23 protein-coding genes are annotated in these 25,217 nt (G+C 71.5%); 11 read left to right on the top strand and 12 right to left on the bottom strand.

The annotated features are described in order from the left end of the window. Positions 1 to 261: 261 nt before the first annotated feature. Positions 262 to 1,182, bottom strand: coding sequence for an SDR family oxidoreductase (locus AB0I49_RS36400; protein WP_363231510.1), 921 nt, complete (start codon positions 1,180 to 1,182; stop codon positions 262 to 264). 124 nt (positions 1,183 to 1,306) lie between these two features. Between AB0I49_RS36400 and AB0I49_RS36395 the strand changes: the two genes are divergently transcribed. Then, complete coding sequence (locus AB0I49_RS36395) at positions 1,307 to 1,876, top strand: TetR family transcriptional regulator (RefSeq protein WP_363231509.1); 570 nt, start codon at positions 1,307 to 1,309, stop codon at positions 1,874 to 1,876. A 33-nt stretch (positions 1,877 to 1,909) separates the two neighbouring features. Here AB0I49_RS36395 and AB0I49_RS36390 read toward each other — a convergent pair whose 3' ends face one another. The 4 genes from AB0I49_RS36390 to AB0I49_RS36375 all read right to left on the bottom strand — a co-directional run bounded on the left by AB0I49_RS36390 (position 1,910) and on the right by AB0I49_RS36375 (position 7,175). After that, positions 1,910 to 2,551 (bottom strand): class I SAM-dependent methyltransferase, encoded by a 642-nt coding sequence (locus AB0I49_RS36390; protein WP_363231508.1) that lies wholly within the window; start codon positions 2,549 to 2,551, stop codon positions 1,910 to 1,912. A 248-nt stretch (positions 2,552 to 2,799) separates the two neighbouring features. After that, positions 2,800 to 5,955 (bottom strand): tetratricopeptide repeat protein, encoded by a 3,156-nt coding sequence (locus AB0I49_RS36385; RefSeq protein WP_363231507.1) that lies wholly within the window; start codon positions 5,953 to 5,955, stop codon positions 2,800 to 2,802. A gap of 77 nt (positions 5,956 to 6,032) precedes the next feature. Beyond that, positions 6,033 to 6,521 carry a hypothetical protein gene (locus tag AB0I49_RS36380; protein WP_363231506.1) on the bottom strand — a complete coding sequence of 163 codons (489 nt, stop codon included), beginning with the start codon at positions 6,519 to 6,521 and terminating at the stop codon, positions 6,033 to 6,035. A gap of 123 nt (positions 6,522 to 6,644) precedes the next feature. Beyond that, on the bottom strand, positions 6,645 to 7,175 hold the full coding sequence (locus AB0I49_RS36375) for a DinB family protein (RefSeq protein WP_363231505.1): 531 nt from the start codon (positions 7,173 to 7,175) through the stop codon (positions 6,645 to 6,647). Between the two features lie 472 nt (positions 7,176 to 7,647). On the opposite strand from AB0I49_RS36375, the gene AB0I49_RS36370 reads away from it, so the two are divergent. From AB0I49_RS36370 to AB0I49_RS36345, 6 genes are all read left to right on the top strand, one after another. After that, a complete protein-coding gene (locus tag AB0I49_RS36370; protein WP_363231504.1) occupies positions 7,648 to 9,933 on the top strand; it encodes a M4 family metallopeptidase in 2,286 nt (761 codons plus the stop codon). Between the two features lie 305 nt (positions 9,934 to 10,238). Continuing rightward, on the top strand, positions 10,239 to 11,864 hold the full coding sequence (locus tag AB0I49_RS36365) for a M4 family metallopeptidase (RefSeq protein WP_363231503.1): 1,626 nt from the start codon (positions 10,239 to 10,241) through the stop codon (positions 11,862 to 11,864). Between the two features lie 223 nt (positions 11,865 to 12,087). After that, on the top strand, positions 12,088 to 13,725 hold the full coding sequence (locus AB0I49_RS36360) for a M4 family metallopeptidase (protein WP_363231502.1): 1,638 nt from the start codon (positions 12,088 to 12,090) through the stop codon (positions 13,723 to 13,725). 72 nt (positions 13,726 to 13,797) lie between these two features. Then, on the top strand, positions 13,798 to 14,448 hold the full coding sequence (locus AB0I49_RS36355; protein WP_363231501.1) for a response regulator transcription factor: 651 nt from the start codon (positions 13,798 to 13,800) through the stop codon (positions 14,446 to 14,448). 271 nt (positions 14,449 to 14,719) lie between these two features. Further along, positions 14,720 to 16,522 (top strand): helix-turn-helix domain-containing protein, encoded by a 1,803-nt coding sequence (locus AB0I49_RS36350; protein WP_363231500.1) that lies wholly within the window; start codon positions 14,720 to 14,722, stop codon positions 16,520 to 16,522. 106 nt (positions 16,523 to 16,628) lie between these two features. Next, entirely contained in the window at positions 16,629 to 17,573 is a 945-nt protein-coding gene (locus AB0I49_RS36345; RefSeq protein WP_363231499.1) for a serine protease, read from the top strand. Between the two features lie 9 nt (positions 17,574 to 17,582). On the opposite strand, the gene AB0I49_RS36340 is transcribed toward AB0I49_RS36345, so the two are convergent. The 7 genes from AB0I49_RS36340 to AB0I49_RS36310 form a co-directional block, all read right to left on the bottom strand. Beyond that, a complete protein-coding gene (locus AB0I49_RS36340) occupies positions 17,583 to 17,999 on the bottom strand; it encodes a hypothetical protein (RefSeq protein WP_363231498.1) in 417 nt (138 codons plus the stop codon). Positions 18,000 to 18,100: 101 nt separating this feature from the next. After that, on the bottom strand, positions 18,101 to 18,601 hold the full coding sequence (locus AB0I49_RS36335) for a hypothetical protein (RefSeq protein WP_363231497.1): 501 nt from the start codon (positions 18,599 to 18,601) through the stop codon (positions 18,101 to 18,103). Then, entirely contained in the window at positions 18,598 to 19,140 is a 543-nt protein-coding gene (locus AB0I49_RS36330) for a hypothetical protein (RefSeq protein WP_363231496.1), read from the bottom strand. The genes AB0I49_RS36335 and AB0I49_RS36330 overlap by 4 nt, the downstream gene beginning before the upstream one ends. Then, entirely contained in the window at positions 19,118 to 20,407 is a 1,290-nt protein-coding gene (locus AB0I49_RS36325; protein WP_363231495.1) for a hypothetical protein, read from the bottom strand. Before AB0I49_RS36325 ends, AB0I49_RS36330 begins: the two co-directional genes overlap by 23 nt. Before the next feature lie 76 nt (positions 20,408 to 20,483). Next, positions 20,484 to 20,798, bottom strand: a complete 315-nt coding sequence (locus tag AB0I49_RS36320) for a DUF6317 family protein (RefSeq protein ID WP_363231494.1) — start codon at positions 20,796 to 20,798, stop codon at positions 20,484 to 20,486. Then, positions 20,795 to 21,190 (bottom strand): SAV_915 family protein, encoded by a 396-nt coding sequence (locus AB0I49_RS36315; RefSeq protein WP_363231493.1) that lies wholly within the window; start codon positions 21,188 to 21,190, stop codon positions 20,795 to 20,797. The genes AB0I49_RS36320 and AB0I49_RS36315 overlap by 4 nt, the downstream gene beginning before the upstream one ends. A 240-nt stretch (positions 21,191 to 21,430) precedes the next feature. Further along, positions 21,431 to 22,090 carry a hypothetical protein gene (locus AB0I49_RS36310; protein ID WP_363231492.1) on the bottom strand — a complete coding sequence of 220 codons (660 nt, stop codon included), beginning with the start codon at positions 22,088 to 22,090 and terminating at the stop codon, positions 21,431 to 21,433. Between the two features lie 412 nt (positions 22,091 to 22,502). Between AB0I49_RS36310 and AB0I49_RS36305 the strand changes: the two genes are divergently transcribed. From AB0I49_RS36305 to AB0I49_RS36290, 4 genes are read left to right on the top strand one after another with little or no spacing between them, the layout of a single operon-like run. Then, a complete protein-coding gene (locus AB0I49_RS36305; RefSeq protein WP_363231491.1) occupies positions 22,503 to 22,886 on the top strand; it encodes an SAV_915 family protein in 384 nt (127 codons plus the stop codon). Continuing rightward, the gene (locus AB0I49_RS36300) at positions 22,883 to 23,176 is read left to right on the top strand and encodes a DUF6317 family protein (RefSeq protein ID WP_363231490.1); all 294 of its coding nucleotides are present in this window, start codon (positions 22,883 to 22,885) and stop codon (positions 23,174 to 23,176) included. The genes AB0I49_RS36305 and AB0I49_RS36300 overlap by 4 nt, the downstream gene beginning before the upstream one ends. A 19-nt stretch (positions 23,177 to 23,195) precedes the next feature. Continuing rightward, a complete protein-coding gene (locus AB0I49_RS36295) occupies positions 23,196 to 24,512 on the top strand; it encodes a hypothetical protein (RefSeq protein ID WP_363231489.1) in 1,317 nt (438 codons plus the stop codon). A 32-nt stretch (positions 24,513 to 24,544) separates the two neighbouring features. Beyond that, positions 24,545 to 25,180 (top strand): hypothetical protein, encoded by a 636-nt coding sequence (locus AB0I49_RS36290; protein WP_363231488.1) that lies wholly within the window; start codon positions 24,545 to 24,547, stop codon positions 25,178 to 25,180. Positions 25,181 to 25,217: the final 37 nt, after the last annotated feature.

The following is a 25,217-nucleotide window of genomic DNA, read 5'->3' as shown; positions in this document are numbered from 1 at the left end:
GTCGTCGGCGACGAGCACAGCCGGCTGGCCAGCAACACCAAGACGTGGACGGCTACGGTCGTGCTCCAGCTCGTCGGCGAGGGCACCCCGGGGTACCGGCCTGACCGGCCCAGTGCCTTGTGCGCGCGTCTCGCCCCTGCCGGCGAGCGCCGCCGCCGCAGGCCCGGTGAGCCAGGCGACGGGCTGGACGCGGCAGGACCTGAGGATTCCGGCGATCACCGCGTACGCGCCGACGGGGTGAGGAGAACCCGGTCTCGGCGGTCAGGCCGTCCGGTCGGCGAAGTAGTGCCCCTTGTCGAGGTCGTCGAGGAGGGCGGGGCCGGTCGGCTGCCAGTCCAGTAGTTCGCGCGTACGGGCGCTGGAGGCGGGGCTGTCCAGATCGAGCATGGGCGCCAGCCAGGTGAAGTGCCCGGGGGCGTCGGCCGGGGAGATCGAGGCCGTGGGCAGGGAGAGGCCGCGGCCGATCGCCTCGGCGATATCGCGCATCGGCACCCCCTCGTCCCCGGCCGCGTGCAGCGTCGAGCCCGCCGGGGCGCCCTCCACCGCGAGCCGGAAGAGGCGCGCGGCGTCGGACCGGTGCACGGCGGACCAGCGGGCGGCGCCGTCGCCGATGTAGCCGGCGACGCCCTTGTCGCGGGCGATGCCGACGAGGACGGAGAGGAAGCCGTAGTCCCCGTCGCCGTGCACGGTCGGGGCGAGCCGCACGACGGACGAGCGGACGCCGCGCTCCGCGAGGGCGAGCACCGCCTCCGCGTTGGTCAATCGCGAGGCCGGGCCGCCGCCCTCGGCGGACACATGGCCGTCCTCTTCCGTGAGGAGCCGTCCCGGCGTCACCCCGAGGGTGCCATTGGCGATGACGAACGGGCGGCCGGAACCGGCCAGCGCCTCGCCGAACGCGTCGATGGCACGCCGGTCCGCCTCGACGGCCGCGCCGGAGTCGCCGCTGATCATGAGGTCGTGCTTGTAGGCGAGGTGGATCACTCCGTCGGAGTCGGCGGCCGCGCCGCGCAGGACGTCGAGGTCGTCGAGCGTCCCGCGGCACACCTCGGCGCCCGCCTCGGCGAGCGCGGCGGCCGAGTCGTCGGAGCGGGCGAGCCCGAGGACCTGGTGGCCCGCGCCGATGAGTTCGGGGACGACGGCCGAACCGATCCAGCCGGACGCGCCGGTGACGAATACACGCATGGGAGTACCTCCGCGTAAGCCGACCGCCACGCCTGTGCGTCGCGCGGCGGACGAGTCGATGTCAGTAACTGTCATCAACAGTAGCACCCTGATGTCAGCGACTGTCGTCACGTAGAATCGCCGCATGAGTCGATGGGAGCCCAACGCGCGCGGACGCCTCGAACAAGCGGCGCTGGACCTCTTCGGCGAGCGCGGGTTCGAGCACACCACCGCCGCACAGATCGCCGAGCGCGCCGGCCTCACCGAGCGCACCTTCTTCCGGCACTACGCCGACAAGCGCGAGGTGCTCTTCGGTCAGGCGCACGCGCTGGAACAGGCATTCGTCGACGCCTTCACCGACATACCGGACACGGTCGCGCCGGCCGACGCGATGGCCTCGGCGCTGGAGACCGTCGCCGCCCGGTACTTCGACCCCCACCGTGAGCGGGTCCGCAAGCGCCACGCCGTCATCATGGCCAACACGGAGCTGCGCGAGCGCGAGCTGGTCAAGCTGGCGTCGCTGTCCGCCGCGCTCGTCGCCGCGCTGCGCCGCCGCGGCATCGAGGAACCGGCCGCGAGCCTCACCGCGGAGGTCGGCATCGCCGTCTTCAAGGTCGGGTTCGGGCGCTGGGTCGGCGACACCGGGGAACGCTCGCTGACGGACTTCTTCCGGGAGTCCTTCGCCGGGCTCAAAGCGGTGACGGCGGACCCGTGACCGTACGCCCGGCGCCGCGCGGCAGCGCCGTCCTCACCGCTCCGCGCGCAGCACCACCAGGCGGCACGTGAGCGGTTCGCCGGTGTGGTACGTCTGGTCGGGCCGGTCCTCGACGACGGTGACGGCGCCCTGGCGGGTCAGTGCGGCCACGTGGCCGGCGAACCCCATGCCCTCCCAGACCTGCGTCAGCACCGTCATGACGACGTACCCGCCCCGGCTCGCGGCCGCGACGAGCGGGTCGATCCCCTCGGGTCCCACGTGCCCCGCCGTGAAGGTGCCCGCGCAGCTCACCGCACCGTAGCCGCCGGGGTCGAAGGGCAGCGGACGGGTGATGTCCGCGCACTCCAGGCGGCGGTAGACGCCCTTGCTACGGGCCACCTTCAGCATGCCCTCGGAGAGGTCGACGCCGTCGACGGCCGTGAAGCCGCGCGCCGCCAGTTCCGCGCCCACCAGGCCCGTACCGCAGCCGGCGTCGAGGACCGGGGTGGCGGCGGGGACCAGTTCGGCGACGAGGGCGGCGACGAGGGGCGGGCCGACGTACCCCAGGTGCTCGACGGTGTCCTCGTCGTACGCCCCGGCCCAGTCGTCGTAGATGTGCGTGCGCTCCTCGACGTCGCCGTCGAGGTGGTACATGCGCTGGAGGATCGGGTGGTGCACGTTCAACCGCTCTGCCACGGGTGCCGCCTCTCGACGCCGGTGCCGTCGCCGCCTGTCTCCGGCGCCGATGGAACGAATAGAACGAATAGAGCGAACGGAACGAGGCTAGGGCGGACACCGAACGCCGGACAACCACGCCACGCCCCACCGGCCCCGCCACACCCCACCGGCCCCGTCATCACCGCGACTCCGACCTCACGGCAGCCCCGCCCTCACCGCGGCCCCCTCCCGCCACGGCCCCCTCCCGCCGCGGCCCCGCTCTCACCTCACCGCGGCCTCGCTCCCCTCCTGCCGCCCTTCGCCCCCCGCGGCTTCTGGTACGACGGCATCCGCCAGCGGGCCAGGCGGCGGCGCACCGCGCGGGTGTCGGGGTGGTCCGGTCCCAGGACGCGTTCGTGCTCGGCGAGCAGATGCGCCAGCGTCTCGTTCGCCCCCGCCCAGTCCCCCGAGCTCTCCCACCAGGTCGCGAGCCGCCGCCGGGTGGCCAGCAGGTCCGGGTGGTCCGGCCCCAGCACCCGGCGCTTCTCGGCCAGCACCTCCTCCAGCATCTCCATGGCCCCGTCCCAGTCGCGGGACATGCCCACCCAGTGCGCCAGATGGAGCCGGGTCGTCCACGTCTCGGGGTGGTCCTGGCCCAGTTCGGCGCGCTGTTCGGCGAGCACCTCGTGCAGCGTGCCGATCGCGCCCGCGATGTCCCCGGCCTGGCCCCGGCGGTCGGCGAGCCGGCGGAGGGTCGCCCAGGTGTCGCGGTGCGCGGAGCCCAGCAGCCGCCGCTGGTCGGCCAGCAGCTCCTCGGTGACGGCGATGGCGCCCGCCCAGTCCCCGGCGTGGCCGCGGCGTTCGGCTATGGCGCTGCGGGTGGCGAGCGTGGCGGGGTGGCCGCGGCCCAGCACCCGCTCCTGCTCCACGAGCAGCGCCTCGGTCTCCGCCATCGCCCCGGCCCAGTCGCCCGCCTGCCCGCGCCGGGCCGCGAGCGTACGGCGCATCAGCAGCGTCTCGGGGTGGTCCGGCCCCCACAGCCGCGCCAGCTCCGCCAGCAGCTCCTCCGTGTCGGCGATGGCGCCCGCCCAGTCCCCGGCCTGCCCGCGCCGGTCGGCGAGCGCCCGGCGGGCCGCGAGGGTGTCGGGGTGGTCCCGGCCCAGCAGCCGTTCCAGGTCGCCGAGCAGCACCTCGGTCTCGGCGACCGCGCCCCGCCGGTCCCGTACGTGCACGAGCCGGTCGGCGAGGTGGCGGCGGGTGGCGAGGGTGTCCGGGTGGTCGCGGCCCAGGACGCGCTCCTGCTCCTCCAGCAGCTCCCGGGTCTCGGCGGCGGCGCCGGCCGGGTCGCCCGCCTGGGCCCGCCACTGGGCGAGGTGGAGCCGGGCGGCGAGGGTGCCGGGGTGCTCGCGGCCGAGTTCCCGCTCGCGCTCGCTCAGCAGCTCCTCCCAGACCGCGACCGCCCCGGCCCGGTCCCCCGCGGTCAGCCGCCACTCGGCGATGCGGTGGCAGGTCGGCAGGATCGAGGGGTCCGCGAGGCCCAGCAGCCGCTTCTGCTCGGCGAGCATGTCCGCGTTGTCGGCGGCCCCGCCCTCCCGGTCGCCGCTGTCGCGGCGCAGTTGGGCGAGGTTGCGGCGGGTGGCGAGGATGTCCGGGTGGCCGTGACCCAGGGCCTCCTGCTGGGTGGCGAGCATCGCCTCGGTGACGGCGATGGCGCCGAGCCAGTCGCGGCCGTTGGCGAGCCAGCCCGCGAGGTCGCGCTGGGTGTAGAGCGTCTCCGGGTGCGCGGGCCCCAGGGTGCGCTGCCGCTCGGCGAGCAGCTGCTCGGTCTCGGCGGCGGCCTTCGCCCAGTCCCCCGCACGCCCCTGACGCAGGGCCAGTTCGCCGCGGACGGCGAGCGTGTCGGGGTGCGTGGCGCCGAGGTGCCGGGCCGCCGCCTCGTACAGCCGGCGGGTGTCCCCGATCGAGGCGACGACGGCTCCGGACTCCCAGAGGCTCTGCGCGGCCCGTACGAGCACGGGGTGGGCGCCGGCCGCCCACAGCCGGTCCCCGGCGTGGGTGTGCAGCGCGTCGGCGTTGGCCCGCAGCGCCCGGTGGTCGGCGGCGGTCTCGGCCGCCGGCCACGCCTCCAGCACGGCCCCGGCCGCCGCCCGTACGGCCCCGTCGAGGGCGTCGGCGGTCAGCTCGTCGCGGGTGGCGCGCTGGATCAGGCCGTGGACGCGCAGGGAGCGGTGGGCGGCGTCGGCGGTGGTGCGTACGGGCGCGGCCGGGGCTCCGGGGCCGGGCACCGCCGGGTCCGCGAGGTCGGCGAGGTTGAGGCGGTGGAGGCAGTGCAGGGCGTCGCTCGCGGCCTCCTCGTCCACGTCCCGGCCGCCGCCGCTCCCCCGGTGTTCGGTGAGGTAGGCGAGGGCCGCGGGGCTGGTGAGGACGGTGGCGGGGATGCCGTTGGCGTCGAGGAGGCAGGCCAGTTGGAGCAGCGGCCGGGCCAGGCCGCGCGGCGCGAGCCCGTCGGCCAGCTCGATGGACAGCGACCAGGTCGCGGCCACCGACGTGCGCTGCTCGTCGGGGAGGGCGCCGTCCTCGGGCAGCACCTCGGCGAGGGCGCGGCGGCGGTCCGCGAACCGCTGGCGGTACGCGGCGCAGTCCAGGCCGCGGTCGATCAGGTACGCGGCGGCCTGGGCGAGCGCCAGCGGCAGAAAGCCCAAGTCGGCGGCGAGCGCGCGGATCTGCTCCTCGTCGTCCGCCCGGCCGTGGGCGGCGAGGGTCGCCGTCAGATAGGCGGCGGCCTCCTTCGGGCTGAACAGGCCGACGCTGATGAGCCGCCGGCCGCTGCCGGTGAGCGCGGCGTCGCGGCGGCGGGTGGTGACGATGACCCGGCCGGTCCCGGCGCGCGGCGGCCACAGGCCGCGCAGCAGGCCGGGGTCGGCGAGGTCGTCGAGCACCACGAGCCAGCGCACGGCCGTGGTCTCCAGCCAGCTCAGGAACGTACGGGCGGCCTGTTCCGGGTCGGCGACCTCGGCCGCCTGGGCGGCGACCTGGGCGGCGGCGTGCGCGTAGGCGGAGACGACGGCGTCCCGGCCGCTCGCGGTGACCCATACCAGCAGGTCCACGCCGCCGCCGTCCCACTGACGGCGGGCGTAGTGGGCGGCGAGCTGGGTCTTGCCGACGCCGCCGGTGCCGGAGATGACCTGGCAGAGCACGGCCGTGCCGCCGTCGGCGACCGCCGCGTCGAGGTCGTCGACGGCCAGCCGGTGCTGGAAGCAGTCGGCGCGGCCGGGGATGACGCCGACCTGCTGCGGCCAGCGGACCGGCGGCCTGGCCGCGCCGCCCACCACGACCTGGCCGATGTTCAGCGCGGCGATCGAGCCGTCGCTCGCGGCGACGGCCCCCGCCGGGCCCTGGCCGGCGACGACGGCCCCCGCCGGGCCCGCGGTCGCCGCCCCCACCGGCCCCGCGCTTCCGGCGACGGCCCCGGCGGGCCCCGGCGCGAGTCCCCCGTTCGCGGGCGCCGGGCCGGATTCCCTCAGTTCTGAGGCGAATCCGGCCTTGAGGCGTTTCCCAGGGTCACGCCCCCGTCGATGTTGACGACGCCGCCCGCGATGGAGCCCTGTTCGGCGTGTGCGGTGACGGAGCCCGCGGCGAGGCCGCGGTCGCCGGCGACCTGGGCGCCGCGCGCGTCGCCGATGCGGCGGTCGACAAGCGAGACGGCGGCCCGCAACTCCTCTGCGGCGGCGTCCCGTTCGGTGTCGTCGAGGTCTTCGAGGAGGTCGGCGATCCGCTCCTGCCAGCGACCTTGGAGCCGTTCTCGCAGTTCGTCGTCGGGGGCGCCGTCGGTCAGCTCCCCGGCGGTGCGGTCCAGCCGCTCCAGCGCGGTCCGGGCGCTCCGCTCGCCGCTCCGGCCGAAAAACGCCGCGAGCCGGTCCCGGAACGCGGTCCACGCGTCCGTACCGGCCGCCTGGACCACCGCCGTGCCGCCCGCTCCGGCCAGCGCGGCCAACGCCTCCGTCAGCATCCGGTTCCCCTTCGACCTCGTTGCCGTACAGGCGAGTAGACGCCCCGCCCGGTCCCTAGGCCCAATGCCGTTGCGATAGCTGGGGGCCTAGGAGTCCGCTCATTGCCCCGAAGGGTACCGGCGTCACTCCCCCGTCGCGCCGTCCGCCAGCTCACGGACCACGTCGAGCTGGCCGACGTGGCGGGCGTACTCCTGGAGGACGTGGAAGAGGATCCAGCCGAGCGTCGGCGCGTCCGCCTCGGTCGCGAACCGGCCGCCGGTGCGGGCGCGTTGGCCGCTCGGCACGCTGGACGCGATCTCGCGCGAGCGCGCGCACTGCGCGGTGAAGGCGGCCCGTACGGTCTCGGCCGTCTCCTCTTCGGGCACGTGCCAGCGGCCGCCGGGCCCCCGGTCGCCCCAGGCCCGCTCCGCCGCCATGGCCTCGCCCAGGAAGCCCCAGCGGAACCAGCGCAGTTCGACCCAGGTCAGGTGTCTGACCAGCTCCAGCGGCGTCCAGCCGGACGGCAGCCGGCTGGTGCGCAGCGCGGCCTCGTCGAGGCCGTCGAGCTTGCGGAGCAGCGCGGCGCGGTAGTAGTCGAGGTACGCGTCGGCGAGTTCGCGCGGGTCGCCGAGGTGGCGCGGTGGTTCTGCGGCGGGCAGCGGTGGCGTCGTCATACGGAGAGCGTACGGACCGTCGTACATACGTCGCAGGCGGCGTACGGTCCAGCTCGCGCCCCCGCGCCGGTCGCCGCGCCGGTCGCCGCGCCCGCCGGCGCACGCCCGTTGCGGCAGGTCGGCCCGTGCGCCTGGGCCGCCCGGGCGGCGCGGGCCGTGCGCCCGCTATACGAACGGGGATCTCTGCGCAACGGACGGTTTCCGGCCAATTGTTGTCACGCCCCTGACACATGGCGGCTCCCGGTGGCACTCTTCCCTCGGTTGACGCATGGCTCCCCCATATCCCCAGCCGGCCTGCGTCGCCGCCCCCCACGCCCGGCGCACCGCGGCCGCCCGACCCAACCGGTCCGGGCGAGCCCGAGATGCGGCGGACGCTCCATCTGTTCTGCCTCGAGCTGCCCCGGGCGACCACCCCGCCGCCCGGTCTCCACCGGTCGCGCCTCCCGTCGCGGCCACCGCAGAAGGAGTCAGCGTGAGACGCACCCCCCATCGGCGCGCCATGGCGACCGGCGCTCTCGTCGCCGCGGGAGCCATGATCGCCGTCGGAGTACAGGCCGGTTCGGCCACGGCCCGCCCGGACGACGCGTCCGCGGCCGGCGGCAAGGTGATCGCCAAGGCCGATCCCGGTGCGCAGCCGGTCAAGCTCTCACCGTCGCAACGCGCCGCACTGCTCAAGGAAGCGAACGCCACCAAGGCGGAGACCGCGAAGAGCCTGGGCCTCGGGGCCAAGGAGAAGCTCGTCGTCCGGGACGCCACGAAGGACGCGAACGGCACGGTGCACACCCGGTACGAGCGGACGTACGACGGGCTGCCCGTGCTCGGCGGCGACCTGGTCGTCGACGAGACGAAGAGCGGCAAGCTCCGGTCGGTGGCCAAGGCCACGAAGGCGCGGGTGCGGGTGGCCACGACGAAGGCCGCCGTCGCCCCGTCGGCGGCCGAGAAGTCCGCGGTCGCCTCCGCGAAGTCGCAGGGGTCGAAGAAGACCGCCGCGGACAAGGCGCCGCGCAAGGTGATCTGGGCCGCGAAGGGCTCCCCCGTCCTCGCGTACGAGACCGTGGTCGGCGGCTTCCAGGACGACGGCACGCCCAACCAGCTGCACGTCATCACGGATGCGAAGACCGGCGAGAAGCTCTTCGAGTTCCAGGGCGTCAAGAACGGCACGGGCAACAGCCAGTACAGCGGCAAGGTCACCATCGGCACGTCCGGGTCGGGCAGTTCGTACCAGATGAACGACACGACGCGCGGCAGCCACAAGACCTACAACCTCAACCGCGGCACGTCCGGCACCGGCACGCTGTTCACCGACTCCGACGACACCTGGGGCAACGGGACGACGAGCGACCCGGCGACGGCCGGCGTCGACGCGCACTACGGCGCGCAGCTCACCTGGGACTACTACAAGAACGTGCACGGGCGGAGCGGCATCCGGGGCGACGGCGTCGGCGCGTACAGCCGCACCCACTACGGCAACGCCTACGTCAACGCGTTCTGGGACGACAGCTGCTTCTGCATGACCTACGGCGACGGCCAGGGCAACACCAAGCCGCTGACCTCGATCGACGTGGCCGCGCACGAGATGACGCACGGCGTCACCTCGGCCACCGCCAACCTCACCTACAGCGGTGAGTCCGGCGGCCTGAACGAGGCCACCTCGGACATCATGGCGACGGCCGTCGAGTTCTGGGCCAACAACCCGAGCGACATCGGCGACTACCTGATCGGCGAGAAGATCAACATCAACGGGAACGGCACCCCGTTGCGCTACATGGACAAGCCGAGCAAGGACCGGGCGTCCAAGGACAGCTGGTACGCGGGCATCGGCGGCATCGACGTGCACTACTCGTCGGGCCCGGCCAACCACTGGTTCTACCTGGCGTCCGAGGGCAGCGGCCCGAAGGACATCAACGGCGTGCACTACGACAGCCCGACCTCCGACGGGCTGCCGGTCACCGGCATCGGCCGGGAGAACGCGGCGAAGATCTGGTTCAAGGCGCTGACCCAGCGGATGCGCTCCAACACCAACTACGCGGGCGCGCGTGAGGCGACGCTGTGGGCGGCCGGCGAGCTGTTCGGCGTCGGCAGCGAGACGTACAACAACGCGGCGAACGCCTGGGCCGCCATCGCGGTCGGCAGCCGGGTCCCCTCCGGCGGCGTCTCGGTCACCGGCCCCGGCGACCAGACGAGCAAGCTGAACCAGGCCGTCAGCCTCCAGATCAAGGCGACGAGCACCAACCCGGGCGCGCTGAAGTACGCGGCGACCGGACTGCCCGCCGGCCTCACGATCGACGCGGCGACCGGCCTGATCTCCGGCACCCCGACGGCCGTCGGCGCCAGCAGTGTGACGGTGACGGTGACGGACTCGGCCAACAAGACGGGCTCGGCCTCCTTCAAGTGGACCGTGACCACCAGTGAGGGCAACGAGTTCGAGAACACCACCGACGTCCAGATCCCGGACTCGGGCGCGGCGGTCACCTCGCCGGTGACCGTGACCCGCAGCGGCAACGCCCCGGCGGCGCTCAAGGTGGCCGTGGACATCAAGCACACCTACCGCGGCGACCTGGCCATCGACCTGGTCGCGCCGAGCGGCAAGACCTACCGGCTGAAGAACGTCGACCCGTGGGACTCGGCGGAGAACGTGAACACCACGTACACCGTGAACGCCTCCGCGGAATCGGCCAGCGGTGTCTGGAACCTGCGGGTGCAGGACCAGCTCGCAGGCGACAGCGGGTTCATCGACAGCTGGAAGCTGACCTTCTGATCCCCTACCGGCCCGCTGCGCGCGGCTGACCGGCAGGCCCTTCAACGAGACGCCGTCCGGGGTGAGTTCGACTCCCCCGGGCGGCGTCTTACCCATTTCCGCAGGCCCTGCCGTGTCCCGTTCGTTATCCGGATGTGAATCAACGGCGAACGAACGATTTCCAGCCAACCTGATGTTCGACCAGTGACATGTACGCGCCCTGGATGGGAGTCTCACAGCGCACGTCACACCCACACCTCTTGTTTCGGAACGGACAGCCCTTCCCCGCCGTCCGGCCCGAACCCCCACAGCAAGAAGGAGTTCGCGTGAGGACTCGCGCTACCCGTATATCCGCCGCCGCTGCCATCGCCACCGCCGCCGCACTGGTCACCACCGGTCTGACGACCGGCTCCGCGGGCGCGGCCCCCCAGGCGAGAGAGCTGGGCGCCCAGTCCGTCAAGCTCTCCCCCTCGCAGCGGGTCGAGCTGATGCACAGCGCCAACGCCACGACGGCGAAGGCCGCGAAGACGCTGGGCCTCGGCTCGCAGGAGAAGCTGGTCGTCAAGGACGTCATCAAGGACGTCGACGGCACCGTGCACACCCGGTACGACCGTACGTACGCGGGCCTGCCCGTGCTCGGCGGCGACCTGGTCGTGCACCAGGCCAAGGACGGCAAGGTCAAGGACGTCACCAAGTCGACGAAGGCCGCCGTCAAGGTCGCGTCGCTCACGCCGAAGGTGGCTCCGAAGTCCGCCCAGCAGAGCGCGCTGAAGGCCGCCAAGGCCGTGTCCGGCTCCAAGGCGGCCTCCGACAAGGCCCCGCGCAAGGTCATCTGGGCGGCCAAGGGCGCCCCGGTCCTCGCGTACGAGACCGTGGTCGGCGGCTTCCAGAAGGACGGCACGCCCAACCAGATGCACGTCATCACGGACGCCGATACGGGCAAGAAGATCTTCGAGTACCAGGGGATCGAGAACGGCGCCGGCACCAGCGAGTACAGCGGCAAGGTGGAGCTGGGCACCTCCAAGGAGGGCAGCGGCTTCTCCCTGACGGACAAGGGCCGCGGCGGCCACCAGACGCTCAACCTGGACCACGGCCAGTCCGGTGAGGGCAAGCTCTTCACCAAGGACAAGGACGAGTGGGGCAACGGCAAGCCGGACAACCCGGAGACCGCCGCCGTGGACGCCGCGTACGGCGCCCAGGTCACCTGGGACTACTACAAGAACGTGCACGGCCGCGACGGCATCAAGGGCGACGGCAAGGGCGCCACGTCCCGCGTCCACTACGGCAACGGCTACGTCAACGCCTTCTGGGACGACAGCTGCTTCTGCATGACCTACGGCGACGGCGAGGGCGACAAGAAGCCGCTCACCGAGATCGACGTGGCGGCGCACGAGATGAGCCACGGGGTCACCTCGGCCACCGCCAACCTGGAGTACAGCGGCGAGTCCGGCGGCCTCAACGAGGGCACCTCCGACATCTTCGGCACGGCGGTCGAGTTCAACGCCAAGAACGCCGAGGACCCGGGCGACTACCTCATGGGCGAGAAGATCGACATCAACGGCGACGGCACCCCGCTGCGCTACATGGACAAGCCCAGCAAGGACGGCCAGTCCGCCGACTACTGGTCCGCCGACGTCGGCAACATGGACGTGCACTACTCGTCCGGCGTCGCCAACCACTGGTTCTACCTGGCGTCCGAGGGCAGCGGCAAGAAGGAGATCAACGGCGTCAAGTACGACAGCCCGACCAAGGACGGCAAGAAGGTCGAGGGCATCGGCCGCGACAAGGCCGAGAAGGTCTGGTTCAAGGCGCTGACCACGTACATGACGTCCAACACGGACTACAAGGGCGCCCGTGAGGCGTCGCTGAAGGCCGCGGCCGACCTGTACGGCAAGGACAGCAAGGAGTACAAGGGCGTGGACGCGGCCTGGGCCGGCGTCAACGTGAAGTGAGCTGAGTGACTGGGTGGCCTGACGGCCGAGGCTGTCTCGGGGCGGTGTACGGGCCTGGCGGTCCCGTACACCGCCCCTGTCCATGCCCCGGGTTGGCGAATTCTTTGCCGTACGCCGCGCACAAACCTGTGGATAACTCCCCGATGCGCACGAGAGTTCGATAAAACTGTGATCAGTCGGTCGCGATCTCCGGCGGCCGGCACCACGGAAAGAGGAGTTTCGCGTGCGCACGTCTTCTCGTACTTCCCGTACCGACCGTCACAGATACCGCCGCACCGCCGTCGCCTCCGGAGCGGCGGCCGTCGCGGCGGCCCTGCTCGCCGCCGCGTTCACCACCGGCTCCGCCGAGGCCGCGGGAGCCGGCGACGCCGGACCTTCCGGGGCCCCCGGCGCCAACGCCTCCGCCGTCGCGGCCGCCGCCGGGCATCTCGGCCTCGGCGCCAAAGAGAAGCTCATCGTCCGGGACGTCGTCAAGGACCCCGACGGCACCGTCCACACCCGGTACGAGCGCACGTACGCCGGGCTGCCGGTGCTCGGCGGCGACCTGGTCGTGCACCAGGCCAGGAGCGGCCGGATCGAGGACGTCACCAAGGCCACCGAGGCCGCCATCACCGTTCCGACCACCGCCGCGAAGCAGGACCCGGCCGCGGCGCGCACATCGGCGCTGGCCGCCGCCCGCACGGCGAAGGGCCTGAAGGCGGGCGCGGCCCCGGCCGTCAAGACCGCGCCGCGCAAGGTCGTCTGGGCCGCCAAGGGCACGCCGGTCCTCGCGTACGAGACCGTGCTCGGCGGCTTCCAGGACGACGGCACGCCCAGCAAGCTGCACGTCATCACGGACGCGGCCACCGGCAAGAAGCTGTACCAGTACCAGGCCGTCGAGACCGGCACCGGAACCGGGCAGTACAGCGGCAAGGTCCCGGTCGGCTCGGTCAGGAGCGGCACGTCCTACCTCATGAAGGACAACGCCCGCGGCGGCCACCAGACGTACAACCTCCAGGGCGCCTACGACGGCCAGGGCAAGCCGTTCCTCGACGCCGACGACGTCTGGGGGAACGGAAAGCCGACGATCCAGCAGACGGCCGCCGTCGACGCGCAGTACGGCGCCGCCGCCACCTGGGACTTCTACAAGAACGTGCTGGGCCGCAACGGCATCAGGAACGACGGCAAGGCTGCCTACTCCCGCGTCCACTTCGCCAGCAACTACGTCAACGCCTTCTGGGACGACGACTGCTTCTGCATGACCTACGGCGACGGCGAGGGCAACAAGAAGCCGCTGACCTCCCTGGACGTCGCGGGCCACGAGATGAGCCACGGCGTCACGGCGGCCACCGCCAACCTGGAGTACAGCGGCGAGTCCGGCGGCCTCAACGAGGCGACCTCCGACATCCTCGGCACCGCCGTCGAGTTCTACGCCAAGAACCCCGCGGAGCCCGGCGACTACCTCATCGGCAAGCAGATCGACATCAACGGCGACGGCACCCCGCTGCGCTACATGGACAAGCCCAGCAAGGACCGCCTCTCGCCCGACTACTGGGGCGCGGACCTGGGCGACCTCGACGTGCACTACTCCTCCGGCGTCGCCAACCACTTCTTCTTCCTGCTGGCGGAGGGCAGCGGCCCCAGGACCATCGACGGCGTGGACTACGACAGCCCGACCGTCGACGGCCAGAAGATCACCGGCATAGGCCGCGACAAGGCCGTCAAGATCTGGTACAAGGCGCTCACCACCTATATGACCTCCACCACCGACTACAGGGGCGCGCGGACCGCGACGCTCAAGGCGGCGTGGGCGCTGTACGGGCACAACAGCGCGGAGTTCAAGGCGGTCGGCGACACCTGGGCTGCCGTGAACGTGAAATGACGGCCGGCCCGGCGTGACCGCCGACGTAAAGTAGCGACTCGAACGATCGATTTCGAGGTACGGGGGACTGCCGTGATCCGGGTTCTGCTGGCGGATGACGAAGCGATGATCCGAGCGGGCGTACGGGCGGTGCTGTCCGCGTCCCCCGACATCGAAGTCGTCGCGGAGGCGGCGGACGGCCGCGAGGCCGTGGACCTGACGCTCAAGCACCGCCCGGACGTCACGCTCCTCGACATCCGGATGCCCCGCCTCGACGGGCTCCAGGCCGCGGCCGAACTCCGGCGCACCGCGCCGGACTCGGCCGTGGTCATGCTCACCACGTTCTCCGAGGACGAGTACATCACCCAGGCGCTGAGCAGCGGGGTCAGCGGCTTCCTGCTCAAGTCCGGCGACCCCCGCGAGCTGATCGCGGGGGTGCAGGCCGTGGCCGGCGGCGCCGCGTTCCTCTCCCCGCGGATCGCGCAGCGCGTCATCGCCCGGCTCAGCGGCGGCCAGCTGTCCAAGGCCGCGACGGCCCGCGGCCGCGTGGAGGAGCTGACCGCCCGCGAACGCGAGGTGCTGGCCCTGCTCGGCGGCGGCCTCTCCAACGCGGAGATCGCGGCGAAACTGTATCTGGTGGAGGGCACGGTGAAGGCGTATGTGAGCGCCATCCTGTCGCGGCTCTCGCTGAAGAACCGGGTGCAGGCGGCGATCCTGGCGTACGAGGCGGGGCTGGTGGAGTAGCACGGCCGGGCCGGGCCACCGGGTGGAGCCCTTCGCGGATTCTTCCCGGGGACCTGTCGGGGACTTGTCGGGGATTTCTCCAGGACTTGTCGAGGGCTTCTCGGGTTCTTCCCGGAGCCTCCTCGGTGTCGGCCCCGTGCTCGTATCAGCCGGCTTCCTCAGCCGGCTTCCTCAGCCGGCTTCCTCCGGTCCGGGGGAAAGCGGGCGGAACCGGCCGTTGCCACGGCATATTTGGCAACGGGGGCCGGTACGGGCGTCAGGGGGCGGGAAGATGACGTCGGACGAACGGTTCGGGGACGCGCTGCGCAGCCGGCGGGAGGCCGCGAACCTCTCGCTCGGCGGCCTGGCCGCGCTGACGCACTACAGCAAGGGCTGTCTCAGCCGCGTCGAGAACGGCCACCTGCCGGCCGTACGCGAACTGGCGCTCCGCTGCGATGTGGCGCTGGACGCGGAGGGCGAGCTGACGGCGTTGGCGCCGCAGCCGGAACCGCCCGAGCCGCCCGAGCCGCCCGGCGTCACGTGTCCGCCCCGTCCACCGGCGCAGCGGCAGCCGGGCCTGGCGGAGGCGAGCCTGGCGGAGGCGGGCCGGTCGCCGGAGTACGGGGCGGAGTTCGACCGGCTGATCCGCAGCGGCGACGCCCGTTACGCGGCCGGGGAGATGCGGGAGGCGGGCGGCTGGTATCTGGCGGCGTACCGGACGGCGGCGGGCGACGCGCGGGCTCGGGCGTTCGCGATCGTGCGCCATGCCCGCCGCTGGTCGGACCCGGGCCAGGCGGACCGGGAGCTGCCGCATCTGCTTCGCGGCTGCCTGGCCGCGCTGGAGGGCGACGAGAGCCCGGCCGCCGACGGGCTGCGGCTCCAGCTCGGCGCGCATCTGGCCAGGAAGCTGTCGACGGCGGTGGGCGAGGACGCCGCGGCGCCGTGGGCCGGCCCGGAGCGCGGCGCGCAGCGGGCCGGCCGCACCCTGCGGGAACTGCGCGGCCTGCCGCCCGGCCGCCGGCTCAGCCTCAGCGAGGAGGCGCGCTGCGAGGTGCTGACGGAGTGCCGCTGGGGGCTGTACGACTTCGCCCCGGCGGGCGACCTGCTGGCCGTGTCGGAGGAGCTTCAGGACGCGGCGTCGCGAGCGCGGTCGGCGCACTTCCACGGCGAGGCGCTGGTGGCGCTGGCCGTCGACCAGCTGCGGGTCGGGCGTGTGAACAGCGCGTTCGCGACGGTGGAGCGGCACCGCGCGCACGCGGCGCGCCGCCGCAGCGCGCTGACGACGTGGCAGCAGTCGACGCTGGACACGCTGCTGGACCTGTGGCGCGGCCGGTTCGAGGAGGCTGCCGACTGGATCTTCGGCGAGTCCCGCGCCATCGTCGAACGGCTGGAGGCCGACCTGACGGTGCCCGTCGACACGCTCCGCCGGACCCGGCTGGGACAGGCGTACTGGCTGCTGCGCGAACAGGGCCGGACGGCGGAGCTGTTCGACTCCGGGGTGGCGGACGGGGTGGAGCGCCACGGCTGCTTCCCGGTGTGGCGCGCGGGCCTGATCCTGGCGCTGTGCGAGACGGCGCGTTACGACCGGGCGCTGGACCATCTGGCGGCGTTCGCGCAGGACACGCGGGGGTTCACGGTCCTGCCGCCGCACGGCTGGTCGGTGCCGACGGCGGCGCTGCTGGCGGAGGCGTACGCGATCCTGGAGCGGACGGACGCGTACGGCCTCCAACTGCTGCGTCCGGCGGCGGAATTACGGGAGAGGCTGGCGGGTCACGCGTCGGAACTGGTCCTGGCGGGCCGGCCGACGGTGCTCCTGGGCCCGGCGGCCCGCGCGAGCGGCCTGCTGTCCCTGGCCGGGAACGACCCCGCCCAGGCCCTCCACCACTTCTGGCACGCGACCCGCCTGGCCCGCTCCTCTCCCCCGCACATGGTCAGACTCCGCCTGGACGAGGCCCGCGCCCACCTGCGCACCGGCACCCCCGGCGCCCGCCGCGCGGCCGTCGGCCTGCTCAACACGGCCCGCCGGTCGGCGGAGGGCCTGGGGATGGCGGGGGTGGCACGGGAGTGCGGGGGGTTGCTGACGGCGGCGGGGTGAACGAGGAGCGGGTACGGGCCGGGGGCCGCGACCGGCTTGAATGGCACCCATGCCCCTGGATGCGAGCGAGAGACCTGGACCCGGCCGCCGACGCCGACTGGCTGCGATGGGCGCCGCCTTCTGCGTACTGGCGGCGGTGACCGTGACCGCGACGGGCGTGGCGCTGAAGCAGCAGGAGCGTGCGCGTACGGAACTGCTGGCGCGGGGTGATGCGGCCGGGGGCTGGTGGGTGGCGGATGAGGGGCGGGGGGACGGGGTGGCGGATGAGGTGAGCGAGGAATTGAGAGGAGCAAGAAAAGGGAGGCAGGAGGACCTGAAGAAACCGAAGAGCCGGGAGGCCGCGAGCCCCCGGCCGACAACGGCCCACTCTCCTTTGCCCAGGTCCAACCCCTTGACCGCGACGCCGACGGCGCCGCAGTCGACGGTGGGCCCGCTGTTCTACGCGGGGGCGCCAGGGGGTCCGGACCACCAGTGCACGGCGGCCGTGGTGCACTCGCCGCGCGGCAATCTGCTGGTCACGGCGGCACACTGCGTCCACCAGGGCGGTTTCCGCACGGATCTGGCCTTCGTGCCCGGTTACCACGACGGGCGGATGCCGTACGGGGTGTGGGTGCCCACCCGCATCGACGTCGACCCGACCTGGACCGCCGACCGCGACCCGGACCACGACGTGGCGTTCATCCAGGTCCGCAGGCCGGGCGCGGGCAAGGCGAGCATCGAGTCGACGACGGCCGCCGAACAGATTCGCTTCGCCCCGCCCCGGAGCGCCCCGACGCGCCTGATCGGCTACCCGTACGGCGAAGAGCACCCCATCAGCTGCCAGAACTCCACCAAACCCTTCAGCCCCACCCAACTGAGCCTCACCTGCCCCGGCTTCCCCAGCGGCACCAGCGGGGGCCCGATGCTCACGGACATCGACCCGACCACGGGCCGGGGCACGGTGACGGGCGTACTGGGCGGCTACGACGAGGGCGGCGACGACACCACGTCGTACACCCCCTACTTCAACAACACCGTGGCCCGCCTATACCACCGAGCAACAACAACCTGAGCCCCGGCCTCACGCCTCCTGCCCCAGGGCCCTTCGCGCACCGACCTCGGAAGGCAGTTCCCGGATGAACGCGCTCGCGCACACCATTCCCAGCAGGTACGCGACCAGCGGCACCAACAGCGGTGCCAGGAGGACGATCCACCGGCCTCCGGCCGCCTGCCCCGCGGCCCGGCTCCGGCTCGCCCGCATATTCCGCCACGACTGCTCCGGCGTAGGGGCATTGAGCAGTTTCTCCCGTATCTGCTTACGGGTCGACCGCCAGCCCCACACCAACGCCACGCAAGAGCCGACCACTTCCAGCACTCCGGCCACCACGCGCGCCGTGGGTGGAAGTACATCGGCGAATCCGCTGTAGGCGGCTCCGGCGAAGAAGCCCACAAGCACCGTCAACAGCAACTGGCCGACGGCCAGTCTCGTCCGATGCATCCAGTACCCGACACCCCGCTTGTACCAGGTCCTGCCGATGCCCGGCAGAGCAACCGGTTTCGGCTCCTCAGCGGATGCTCGTAACCCCGCTCGCGCCGGCCTCACGCCTCCTGCCCCAGGGCCCTTCGCGCACCGACCTCGCTCGGATACTCCCGCACCGTCATCACGGCACAGACCCACCCCAGCGCGAACGCCGCGACGGCCGGTGCCACCGGGGCGGCCAGGACCGCGACGATGCGCCCGAGCGCGGCCGGCCCCGTGGTGCGGCGCTTCTCGTCCGACTTGCGGTCCCATGCCTGCTCCGGCGTGGGCGGATCGGCCAGTTTCGCGCGGTGCCCCCGCCGCTGCACGAGCCATCCCCACACGAGCGCCGCACAGCCCGCCACGGCCTGGACGCCGTCCCAGACCGTGCGGACACCGGAGGGAAGCTGGTCGCGGAAGCCTTGGTAGAGGCTGACGGCGAGAAAGCACACGAACACGGTGACGGCCAGCCACAGCACGCCGGTGACCACGCGCCGCGACCAGTAGGGCGCGCCGCGCTCGTACCAGGTGGTGCCGAGGCCGGGGAGGGCAGGCGGCAGGGACGTGGACGCGGCGGTCATCGGCGGCCCGCGCTGTCCGCTCCGGATCGCTCCCGCTCCCGCTCCAGAGATCGGCGCGCGCCGATCTCCATGGGCAGTTCGCGCGCGAACACACCCGCACAGACCGCACCGATCAGATACGCGATCACCGCCGGAAGCACCGGCATGGCGAAGAGAGCGACGACCCGTCCCACGATGGCCAGCGACATCCCTCGCCGCGAATCCTCCCGCTGTCGCTGCCAAGCCCCCGTCGGCGTGGGCGGATTCAGCCGCTTCTCCTGAATTTGCCTACGCGCCGCCTTCCAGCCCCAGGCCAGGAAGGCGCAGCAGGCGAGTATCTGCGCGATGTGGCACACCAAGCGCACGGTCGGCGAGAGTCCGGCCACGATGCGCAGGTAGACACCCGTCACGAAGAAGCCCAGGAGCAGCAGTCCCATCAACAGGAAGCCTGCCAGCGCGATCCTGCGTGCCCAGTACCCCGCACCGCGGCGGTACCAACTGGTGCCGAGAAGGGGGAGCTTTGCGGGCTCGGCGGATTCAGAAGATGCTCTTGATGCCATGCCAGACCCCCTTCGCCGCCCCGGTCACGAGCTTGCCGGCGTCGTCCACCGTCTCACTGGCGACGTGGCCCGTGCCGTGCAGAACGCCGCCCACCACACCGAAATCGTGGATGTCCTCACTCCAGTGCTCATGGATGGCGTTGTCGATGAATTCCGTGCTGAGAACGACGGCGGCGCCGCCTACTCCCGCCACCGCCCATACCGGCGCGGTGAACCCGGCCGCCCCCGCCCCCACGACCCCGAGCGCCGTCACCGCTGTCCCGGCGGCCAGCCCACCGAAGTTCGCCGTGCCGTCCACGATCAGCGAGTGCTTCCACGACCATCCCTCGTCGTGGTCGCCCTTGGCCTCCAGAATGCCGCAGGCCCCGGCGGCGGCGACATCCACGACCGGCATCTCCCGCAAGAACTCCGGGAGTTTCTCGATTCCTTCTCCCGCCCTCAGCACCTTGGCCGCGTCCGCTACCTTCACGTTCAATTCGCGGTCGTACGGCACCCGGCTGCTGCCATGCTCAGCAGCGGCGATCCGCGTCTTAAGGTCCTCCACTTGGGCGATCGCATCGCGATATGCGCCCTTCGCCGGGAAGTCCTTGGGAAGCTTCTTGCCCTCGGCCTCGAACGCCTTGCGTTCTCTGCGCCATTCCTTCTTGGCCTCGATCTCCGCCTGCTTCGCGGCGTCGAGCTTGGTCGCGGCGTCCTTCCCCTTGCCGCGTCTGGCTTCGCTGTCGACCGCGTACAGACCTCGCAGATAGTCCGCGACGGTGATCATGTCGCCGGGTGCCACGGTGACGTCATCGAACAGCTTGTTGAGACGTTCAGCGGCGTCGAGACGAGCCTGTTGAGCCGTGTGCAGAACCTCCTTGCGGACTGTCACGTAGGTGCTCAGCGCGGACTTCGCCTTACTTTCCGCATCCGCCGGCAGATCGTCCGGAACGCCCTTGGCCTTCATGGGAACACCGGCCCGCACGGCCACGTCCTCCGCGTTCTGCAAAGCGTGCTCAGCGGCCTTGAGGTGGCCGGAGAGCGTCGTCAGAGTGTCTCCGGTCTCGCTCACCAAAGTGGCGAAAGCCCCAGCCGTCATCGCGTCGACGCTCCATGCGGCGTTGAACTGGTCGGCCGCGTCGCCCTGCCATCCGGCATCCTTGACCAGGGCGTCCACACACCGGCCAATGGGCTTGAGCGGCCCCTCCAGCTCCTTTTTGGCACCGGTGTACGCCGCTCCCATATGCGCGAGACCGCCGATGTCCCCGCCGACCCAGCTCTCTGCCACTGTCTCCCCATCCCCCGTCCCTGCCGCCCCGGTCCTGCACAACCGTCGATCCTTCGCCCCGATTGCCTGCGGGACGTCAGCCCGGCGTATCTTCCTTGTGCTTGCCCATCAAGTCTTCGAACAGGTCGTGCACATCGATATCGTTCCGCTGGAACGAATCATGCGCGTACTTCACCTTGGCGCCGTGGTCCTCTATCCGGTCGGCCAGGCTCTTGTGCAGCTGGGTGATGAGTTCCGCCATCGCCTTGATCGAGGAATCCAGCGCTCCGTCTCCGGCCGACACGACGGGAGGCGACACGGCGTGCGAAAGCTTCCGGAAATTCCCGCCCTCCCGATGGAACGTCTCGCTCATGGCGCCGATGTCGCCCAGTACAGCTTTGAGGTCCGTCATGAGCTCAGCTCCCGCGCGTATGTCTCGACGCCTTCGAGCTGCCAATTGCGATGACCGGTCGCGATCACCGGGTCAAGATGCACCTTCGGCAGGTTCGCCTCGCGCATGGCCTCGACGAACGGGCCGATGGAGGACGCCATCCACGGCTGGGCCGGACCCAGCGCATCGACCAGCTTCTGCAGACTGGTGAAGGCCACCGGAACAGCGGGGCCGGCGGGATGCCGCAACAACTCGAACGCGATCTTCGGCGGACCCTCGTCCGGATATCGCGGATGGGCCGGCACAAACACCGGCGTCGAATACGCCGGCACTCTCGACCGCCCCGCCACGGCCGCGTCATCCGCGTCGTCCCCCACATAGTCGAGGATGCGGGACGCCACCTGCTCCCCCATGCGACTCTCTCCCCTTGCGGCCTCTCGCGTGCGGTTTCGCACGCTGAATCGCGCCTCAAGGTAGTACCGCCAGGCTGCCCCGCATCCGTCGAATTCCGCCCATAGGCATACGCGCATGCCGAATTCGCGCCGGTTCTTGAGCGGCTGCTGGCCGCCCATTGACCCGGCATTGACCAGTCCCTGACGGCCCCCTGTCACCGCGTCCGCACCTCCGCCCAAGCAGTTGCCGCGGCGCAGGCGTCAGCTGCGGATCTCTTCGCGGATCGCGTCCACCTTGCGGGCGAAGGTGTCCAGATCGACGGCGTCAGCCGACGTGGCAGGGCGACCGAAATCGTTCTCGGCGACGACTCCGACGGTGCCGGAGTCCGCCCAGGCGCACATCGGGAGGTAGGCCGACTTGCCGTTGTCGCCGGTCGTCTTGGTGACTTCGCAGGTCACGGGGGACGATGCGCCGGTGGGGGTGGTCTCCTTCGCCGGTACGGCGACGTCCCCCTCGCCGCTGTCCTGCATATACGTGAGCAGGCCCGACAGGGCGCGGTGCGGATCGCTGACGGTCCCGTAGGCGCCGTCGAAGTTCAGGATGCTGTGCTGGGTGGAGCGCGGCATCTTGGCGTAGGAGCCGCTGACGCCCGTCATGTCATGCATCCCAGGGCCTTTGCCGCCTTGGAGGCCGGCGACGTCGCCGCCCTTGTGGCTGCGCGTCATGCTGTACGCGCCCTTTTCGAGGGTCTGCGGCGTCGACAGTTTGTGCGCCTGCCCGTTGTCCTTGCTCTTGCCGGTGATCGAGAACACCGCGACCAGAACCGCGATGACGACGACCACCGCGAAGGCGATCGTCTTCCCCCTGCTCCAGCGCTTCCGCGGCAGTGGCGGGCCCGGCTCCCGCGGTGGCGTGGTCACTTCGTATTCCTCCGTCGTCCGATGATTCATCCGATGCTCCGGGAATACCGCCGAATCCTAATCGGCGCCGGAGCCATTCGATGAGCACCGACCCTCTCATACCGGCTTTCCCGCCCCATCTCGGAGCCGGGCGGCGCCGAGGCAGCCGAAGCGGGCGCGGAGTGGGGCAGTCAAATCCCGGCACATCAGGATCATTTGCCACTTGTGCACTTTAAGGGATTACCTCCGGGCCTTCACAGCCCGCGCGGGCCGAGTTCCCCTCCGTCCGCGCCGCCGACTGGCGGAGTTGGCGTTCATTTTGCACTCCATGGGGCTGGGCATGAATGTATCCGAAGAAGGTCGATGCTAGGGTCGGCCGAATTAATGCGCCCCGGCGGAACTGCGAAACGGGGCGATCGCACGGGGGATATCCATGGTGTTTTCGCGCATCTCTGAATTCAGCCGCGATGACGGCCCGGCTCCTGAACGCCGGAAACCGCCGGTCGCACCCGACGGGCGGCTCTTCGTACCCGCGCATCCGCGGTATCCGAGCGACCCCGAGGTCCGGCCGGGGATCGGATTCGAACTCCTGCGGCTCCCCGGCGGGGATCTCATGCCTGTCGCGTTCACCGAACTGGACCGTCTCGTAAGGGCGCTGGGCGAGGCCCAGCCGTGGATCGTGGTGCGGGCCGGCTGGTACGCGGAGCTGATGATGTCGAATGGGCTGGGGCGGCTCCATATCGATCCGGAGGTCGCGCCGGAGGCGCGGTCCTGGACCCCGGACGCGGTCCGGGCGTACGCGGAGGCGGTGCGATGAGCGTGGATTTCAAGGTAGTTCTCGGCGATTTGAAGAGCATGTCCGGCACCTTCCACAAGGAAGCCGGCAACTACGCGAAACTCAAGACGAACGTCGCCCCGGCCATCGCCGCGTCGGGCGACGCCGGGCTGGACTCGGCCATTCACTCGATGATGTACGCCATCGCCGGGCTCCACGCCAAGCTGGCCGGCCGGATCGAGGACCACGGCGATCTGCTGAAGTACGCGCACGACTCGTTCCAGCGGCATGACATCGATGTGCACGGGGTCTTCGAAGACCTCATGCCGTGAGCGGAATGGTATTCAGGACATGAGCGAATCATGGGTCGGCGGGGACATCAGCGGTCTGACGGCGATGGGTACCGCCCTCAAAGGCGCGAAGAAGGAGCTGAACGGTGTCGTCAAGCCGTTGAGCAGGGGCGTCGAGGGGCTGGTCCACGACGCCGGCTGGAAAGGCGACGCGGCCAAGTCGTTCCGTGCCCGATGGAGTGTGGACGCGATAACCGCCGGTGGATTCGCCGATCTGGTGGAAGCGGTGGGAGAGACTCTCGCCGATCTGGCGACGGCCCTTTCGACCGCCAACTCGGCGCTCCAGAACGCGGCCGATGTGGCCGCACGCAAGGGCGTGCCCGTAGGCCCCAAGGGCGTGCCCGGAAGTCTCATGACGAACAACCCGCCGTCCGCCGAGGAAAAGACGGCGATGGGCGATCTCGACGACTACGCCACGCTCTACAAGAAGCTGATGCACGAGGCGCAGCGCGCCAGGATCGACGCGGCGAAGCGACTCGACAAGCTGTACGCGTCGATCGACCCCGACGAGCCGATGGCGAAAGGCGACAAGATCGTCGTAGCCGACTATCTCCGTGGCCTCTGGACCGCGAAGACCGACGGCGAACGGCAGCTCCACCTGGACGCCGCCAAGGACCTTCCCGAAGCTCAGCGCGAGCACGACGCGGCGCTGAAAGCGCTTGAGGGCGAAGAAGCCAAGTTCAAGACAGCGGAGAAGAACCTCCCCAAGGCATTCAAATTGCACGGGGAATGGCGGGCGGCCTCCGATCGGCTGGACTCCCTGGAGCGGTCGTTGGCGCGGGCCGAGAACGGCAGCGCCCATCTGCCCTATGACCGGCAGCTGAGCTACAAGCTCGCGGACGCGCTCGAAGGCAGCAGGCTCGTCAAGGGCGCACCGGACTTCCTGAAGGAGATCCCGGTCATCGACGTGGCCGCCACCGTGGCGGTGGGCGGGCTCGAAGCCAAGCAGGACCACGACAAGGGCTGGTCCTGGAAGCACTCGGCGCTGGTCGACGTGGGCGGCGGGCTGGTCGGGCTCGGCGCCGGGGTGGGCGCGGCCGCCCTGGCCACGGCCTCACTGCCGGCGGACGCCGTCGTGGCGACGGCGGCGGTCGGCGGCGCGGTCGTCGTGGGCGTGAGCACGTTCGCCGACAAACTCTTCCACGAGCATTGGAGCGAGGACATCCATGACCATGGGGTGTTCGCCGGAACGCTCTACGGAATCGGCCATTCGGAAGTCCAGGCGTGGGATGCCGGAAAGGACATGGTGAGCGGCAGCGCCCACTGGGTAGGGGACAAGGGCAAGAAATTGTGGCACGGCGTATCGAGCCTTTTCTGAGACCCGTCCCGCGACCCTTTCCGATAACCGAGATGAGCACAGCGATGCCAGTCGTCCCGCACGGTGCGGTGGAACCCGAGTCCGTCCCCCTCTGGGGCACGACGTGGGTCGACCGGGGCGTCGGCTATTGGCTGCGGCGTGTGGCTCTCGGCGGGTTTCACCTGGTGCTCATGGCCTTTGTGGCCGCTGTCGCGGGGGCCTTCTACGAGGGGTTCGTCTCGGCCTTCGAGTTCTCGGCGTCGTTTCGCCGGGGGCTCGACATCGTGGAGGGCGTTCTCGCCGTCGGCGGGCTCGTGTTCGGCTTCGTGCGGTATCGGCGCAAGCCCGCCGGGGCGCCGCCGACGCCGAAGGAGGCGTGGGCGGCGCGGCGCCGGGGCGGGCGCGGGAGCGGGGCGCTGAACAGTCGGTGGGTGCTGGTGGTGGCCGCGCCGGTGGTGCCGGCGGTGGTGGCGTTCGGGATCGGGGAGGTGGCTGCCGCGTCGTTCGTGCGGTTCACTCCGGCCGAGATCGGAGCCCGGATCGACTACGAGCGGCGGGTGCGCGCCCACGAGGCGGAGGAAGCGGCGCGGGCCGCGGAGGCCGCCGCTCTCGTTCCGCACAACCGGGCCGAGCGGCGGCAGGGCACCGCCGCCTACCGCCGCCGCTACGGACGCCCCCCGCGCGCCTGAACCCGCGCCTCCTGCACCCGAGCCCCGACAACCGCAG

It is taken from the genome of Streptomyces sp. NPDC050617 (assembly GCF_040654795.1).
Lineage (GTDB): Bacteria > Actinomycetota > Actinomycetes > Streptomycetales > Streptomycetaceae > Streptomyces.
This window is presented reverse-complemented; position numbering and strand designations above follow the sequence as displayed.

Coding starts and splice junctions, on each gene's coding strand:
- AB0I49_RS36400 (WP_363231510.1), bottom strand. CDS start 1,182: ATGCGTGTATTCGTCACCGGCGCGTCCGGCTGGATCGGTTCGGCCGTC.
- AB0I49_RS36395 (WP_363231509.1), top strand. CDS start 1,307: ATGAGTCGATGGGAGCCCAACGCGCGCGGACGCCTCGAACAAGCGGCG.
- AB0I49_RS36380 (WP_363231506.1), bottom strand. CDS start 6,521: ATGCTGACGGAGGCGTTGGCCGCGCTGGCCGGAGCGGGCGGCACGGCG.
- AB0I49_RS36375 (WP_363231505.1), bottom strand. CDS start 7,175: ATGACGACGCCACCGCTGCCCGCCGCAGAACCACCGCGCCACCTCGGC.
- AB0I49_RS36350 (WP_363231500.1), top strand. CDS start 14,720: ATGACGTCGGACGAACGGTTCGGGGACGCGCTGCGCAGCCGGCGGGAG.
- AB0I49_RS36345 (WP_363231499.1), top strand. CDS start 16,629: ATGGGCGCCGCCTTCTGCGTACTGGCGGCGGTGACCGTGACCGCGACG.
- AB0I49_RS36340 (WP_363231498.1), bottom strand. CDS start 17,999: ATGCATCGGACGAGACTGGCCGTCGGCCAGTTGCTGTTGACGGTGCTT.
- AB0I49_RS36335 (WP_363231497.1), bottom strand. CDS start 18,601: ATGACCGCCGCGTCCACGTCCCTGCCGCCTGCCCTCCCCGGCCTCGGC.
- AB0I49_RS36330 (WP_363231496.1), bottom strand. CDS start 19,140: ATGGCATCAAGAGCATCTTCTGAATCCGCCGAGCCCGCAAAGCTCCCC.
- AB0I49_RS36320 (WP_363231494.1), bottom strand. CDS start 20,798: ATGACGGACCTCAAAGCTGTACTGGGCGACATCGGCGCCATGAGCGAG.
- AB0I49_RS36315 (WP_363231493.1), bottom strand. CDS start 21,190: ATGGGGGAGCAGGTGGCGTCCCGCATCCTCGACTATGTGGGGGACGAC.
- AB0I49_RS36305 (WP_363231491.1), top strand. CDS start 22,503: ATGGTGTTTTCGCGCATCTCTGAATTCAGCCGCGATGACGGCCCGGCT.
- AB0I49_RS36300 (WP_363231490.1), top strand. CDS start 22,883: ATGAGCGTGGATTTCAAGGTAGTTCTCGGCGATTTGAAGAGCATGTCC.
- AB0I49_RS36295 (WP_363231489.1), top strand. CDS start 23,196: ATGAGCGAATCATGGGTCGGCGGGGACATCAGCGGTCTGACGGCGATG.
- AB0I49_RS36290 (WP_363231488.1), top strand. CDS start 24,545: ATGAGCACAGCGATGCCAGTCGTCCCGCACGGTGCGGTGGAACCCGAG.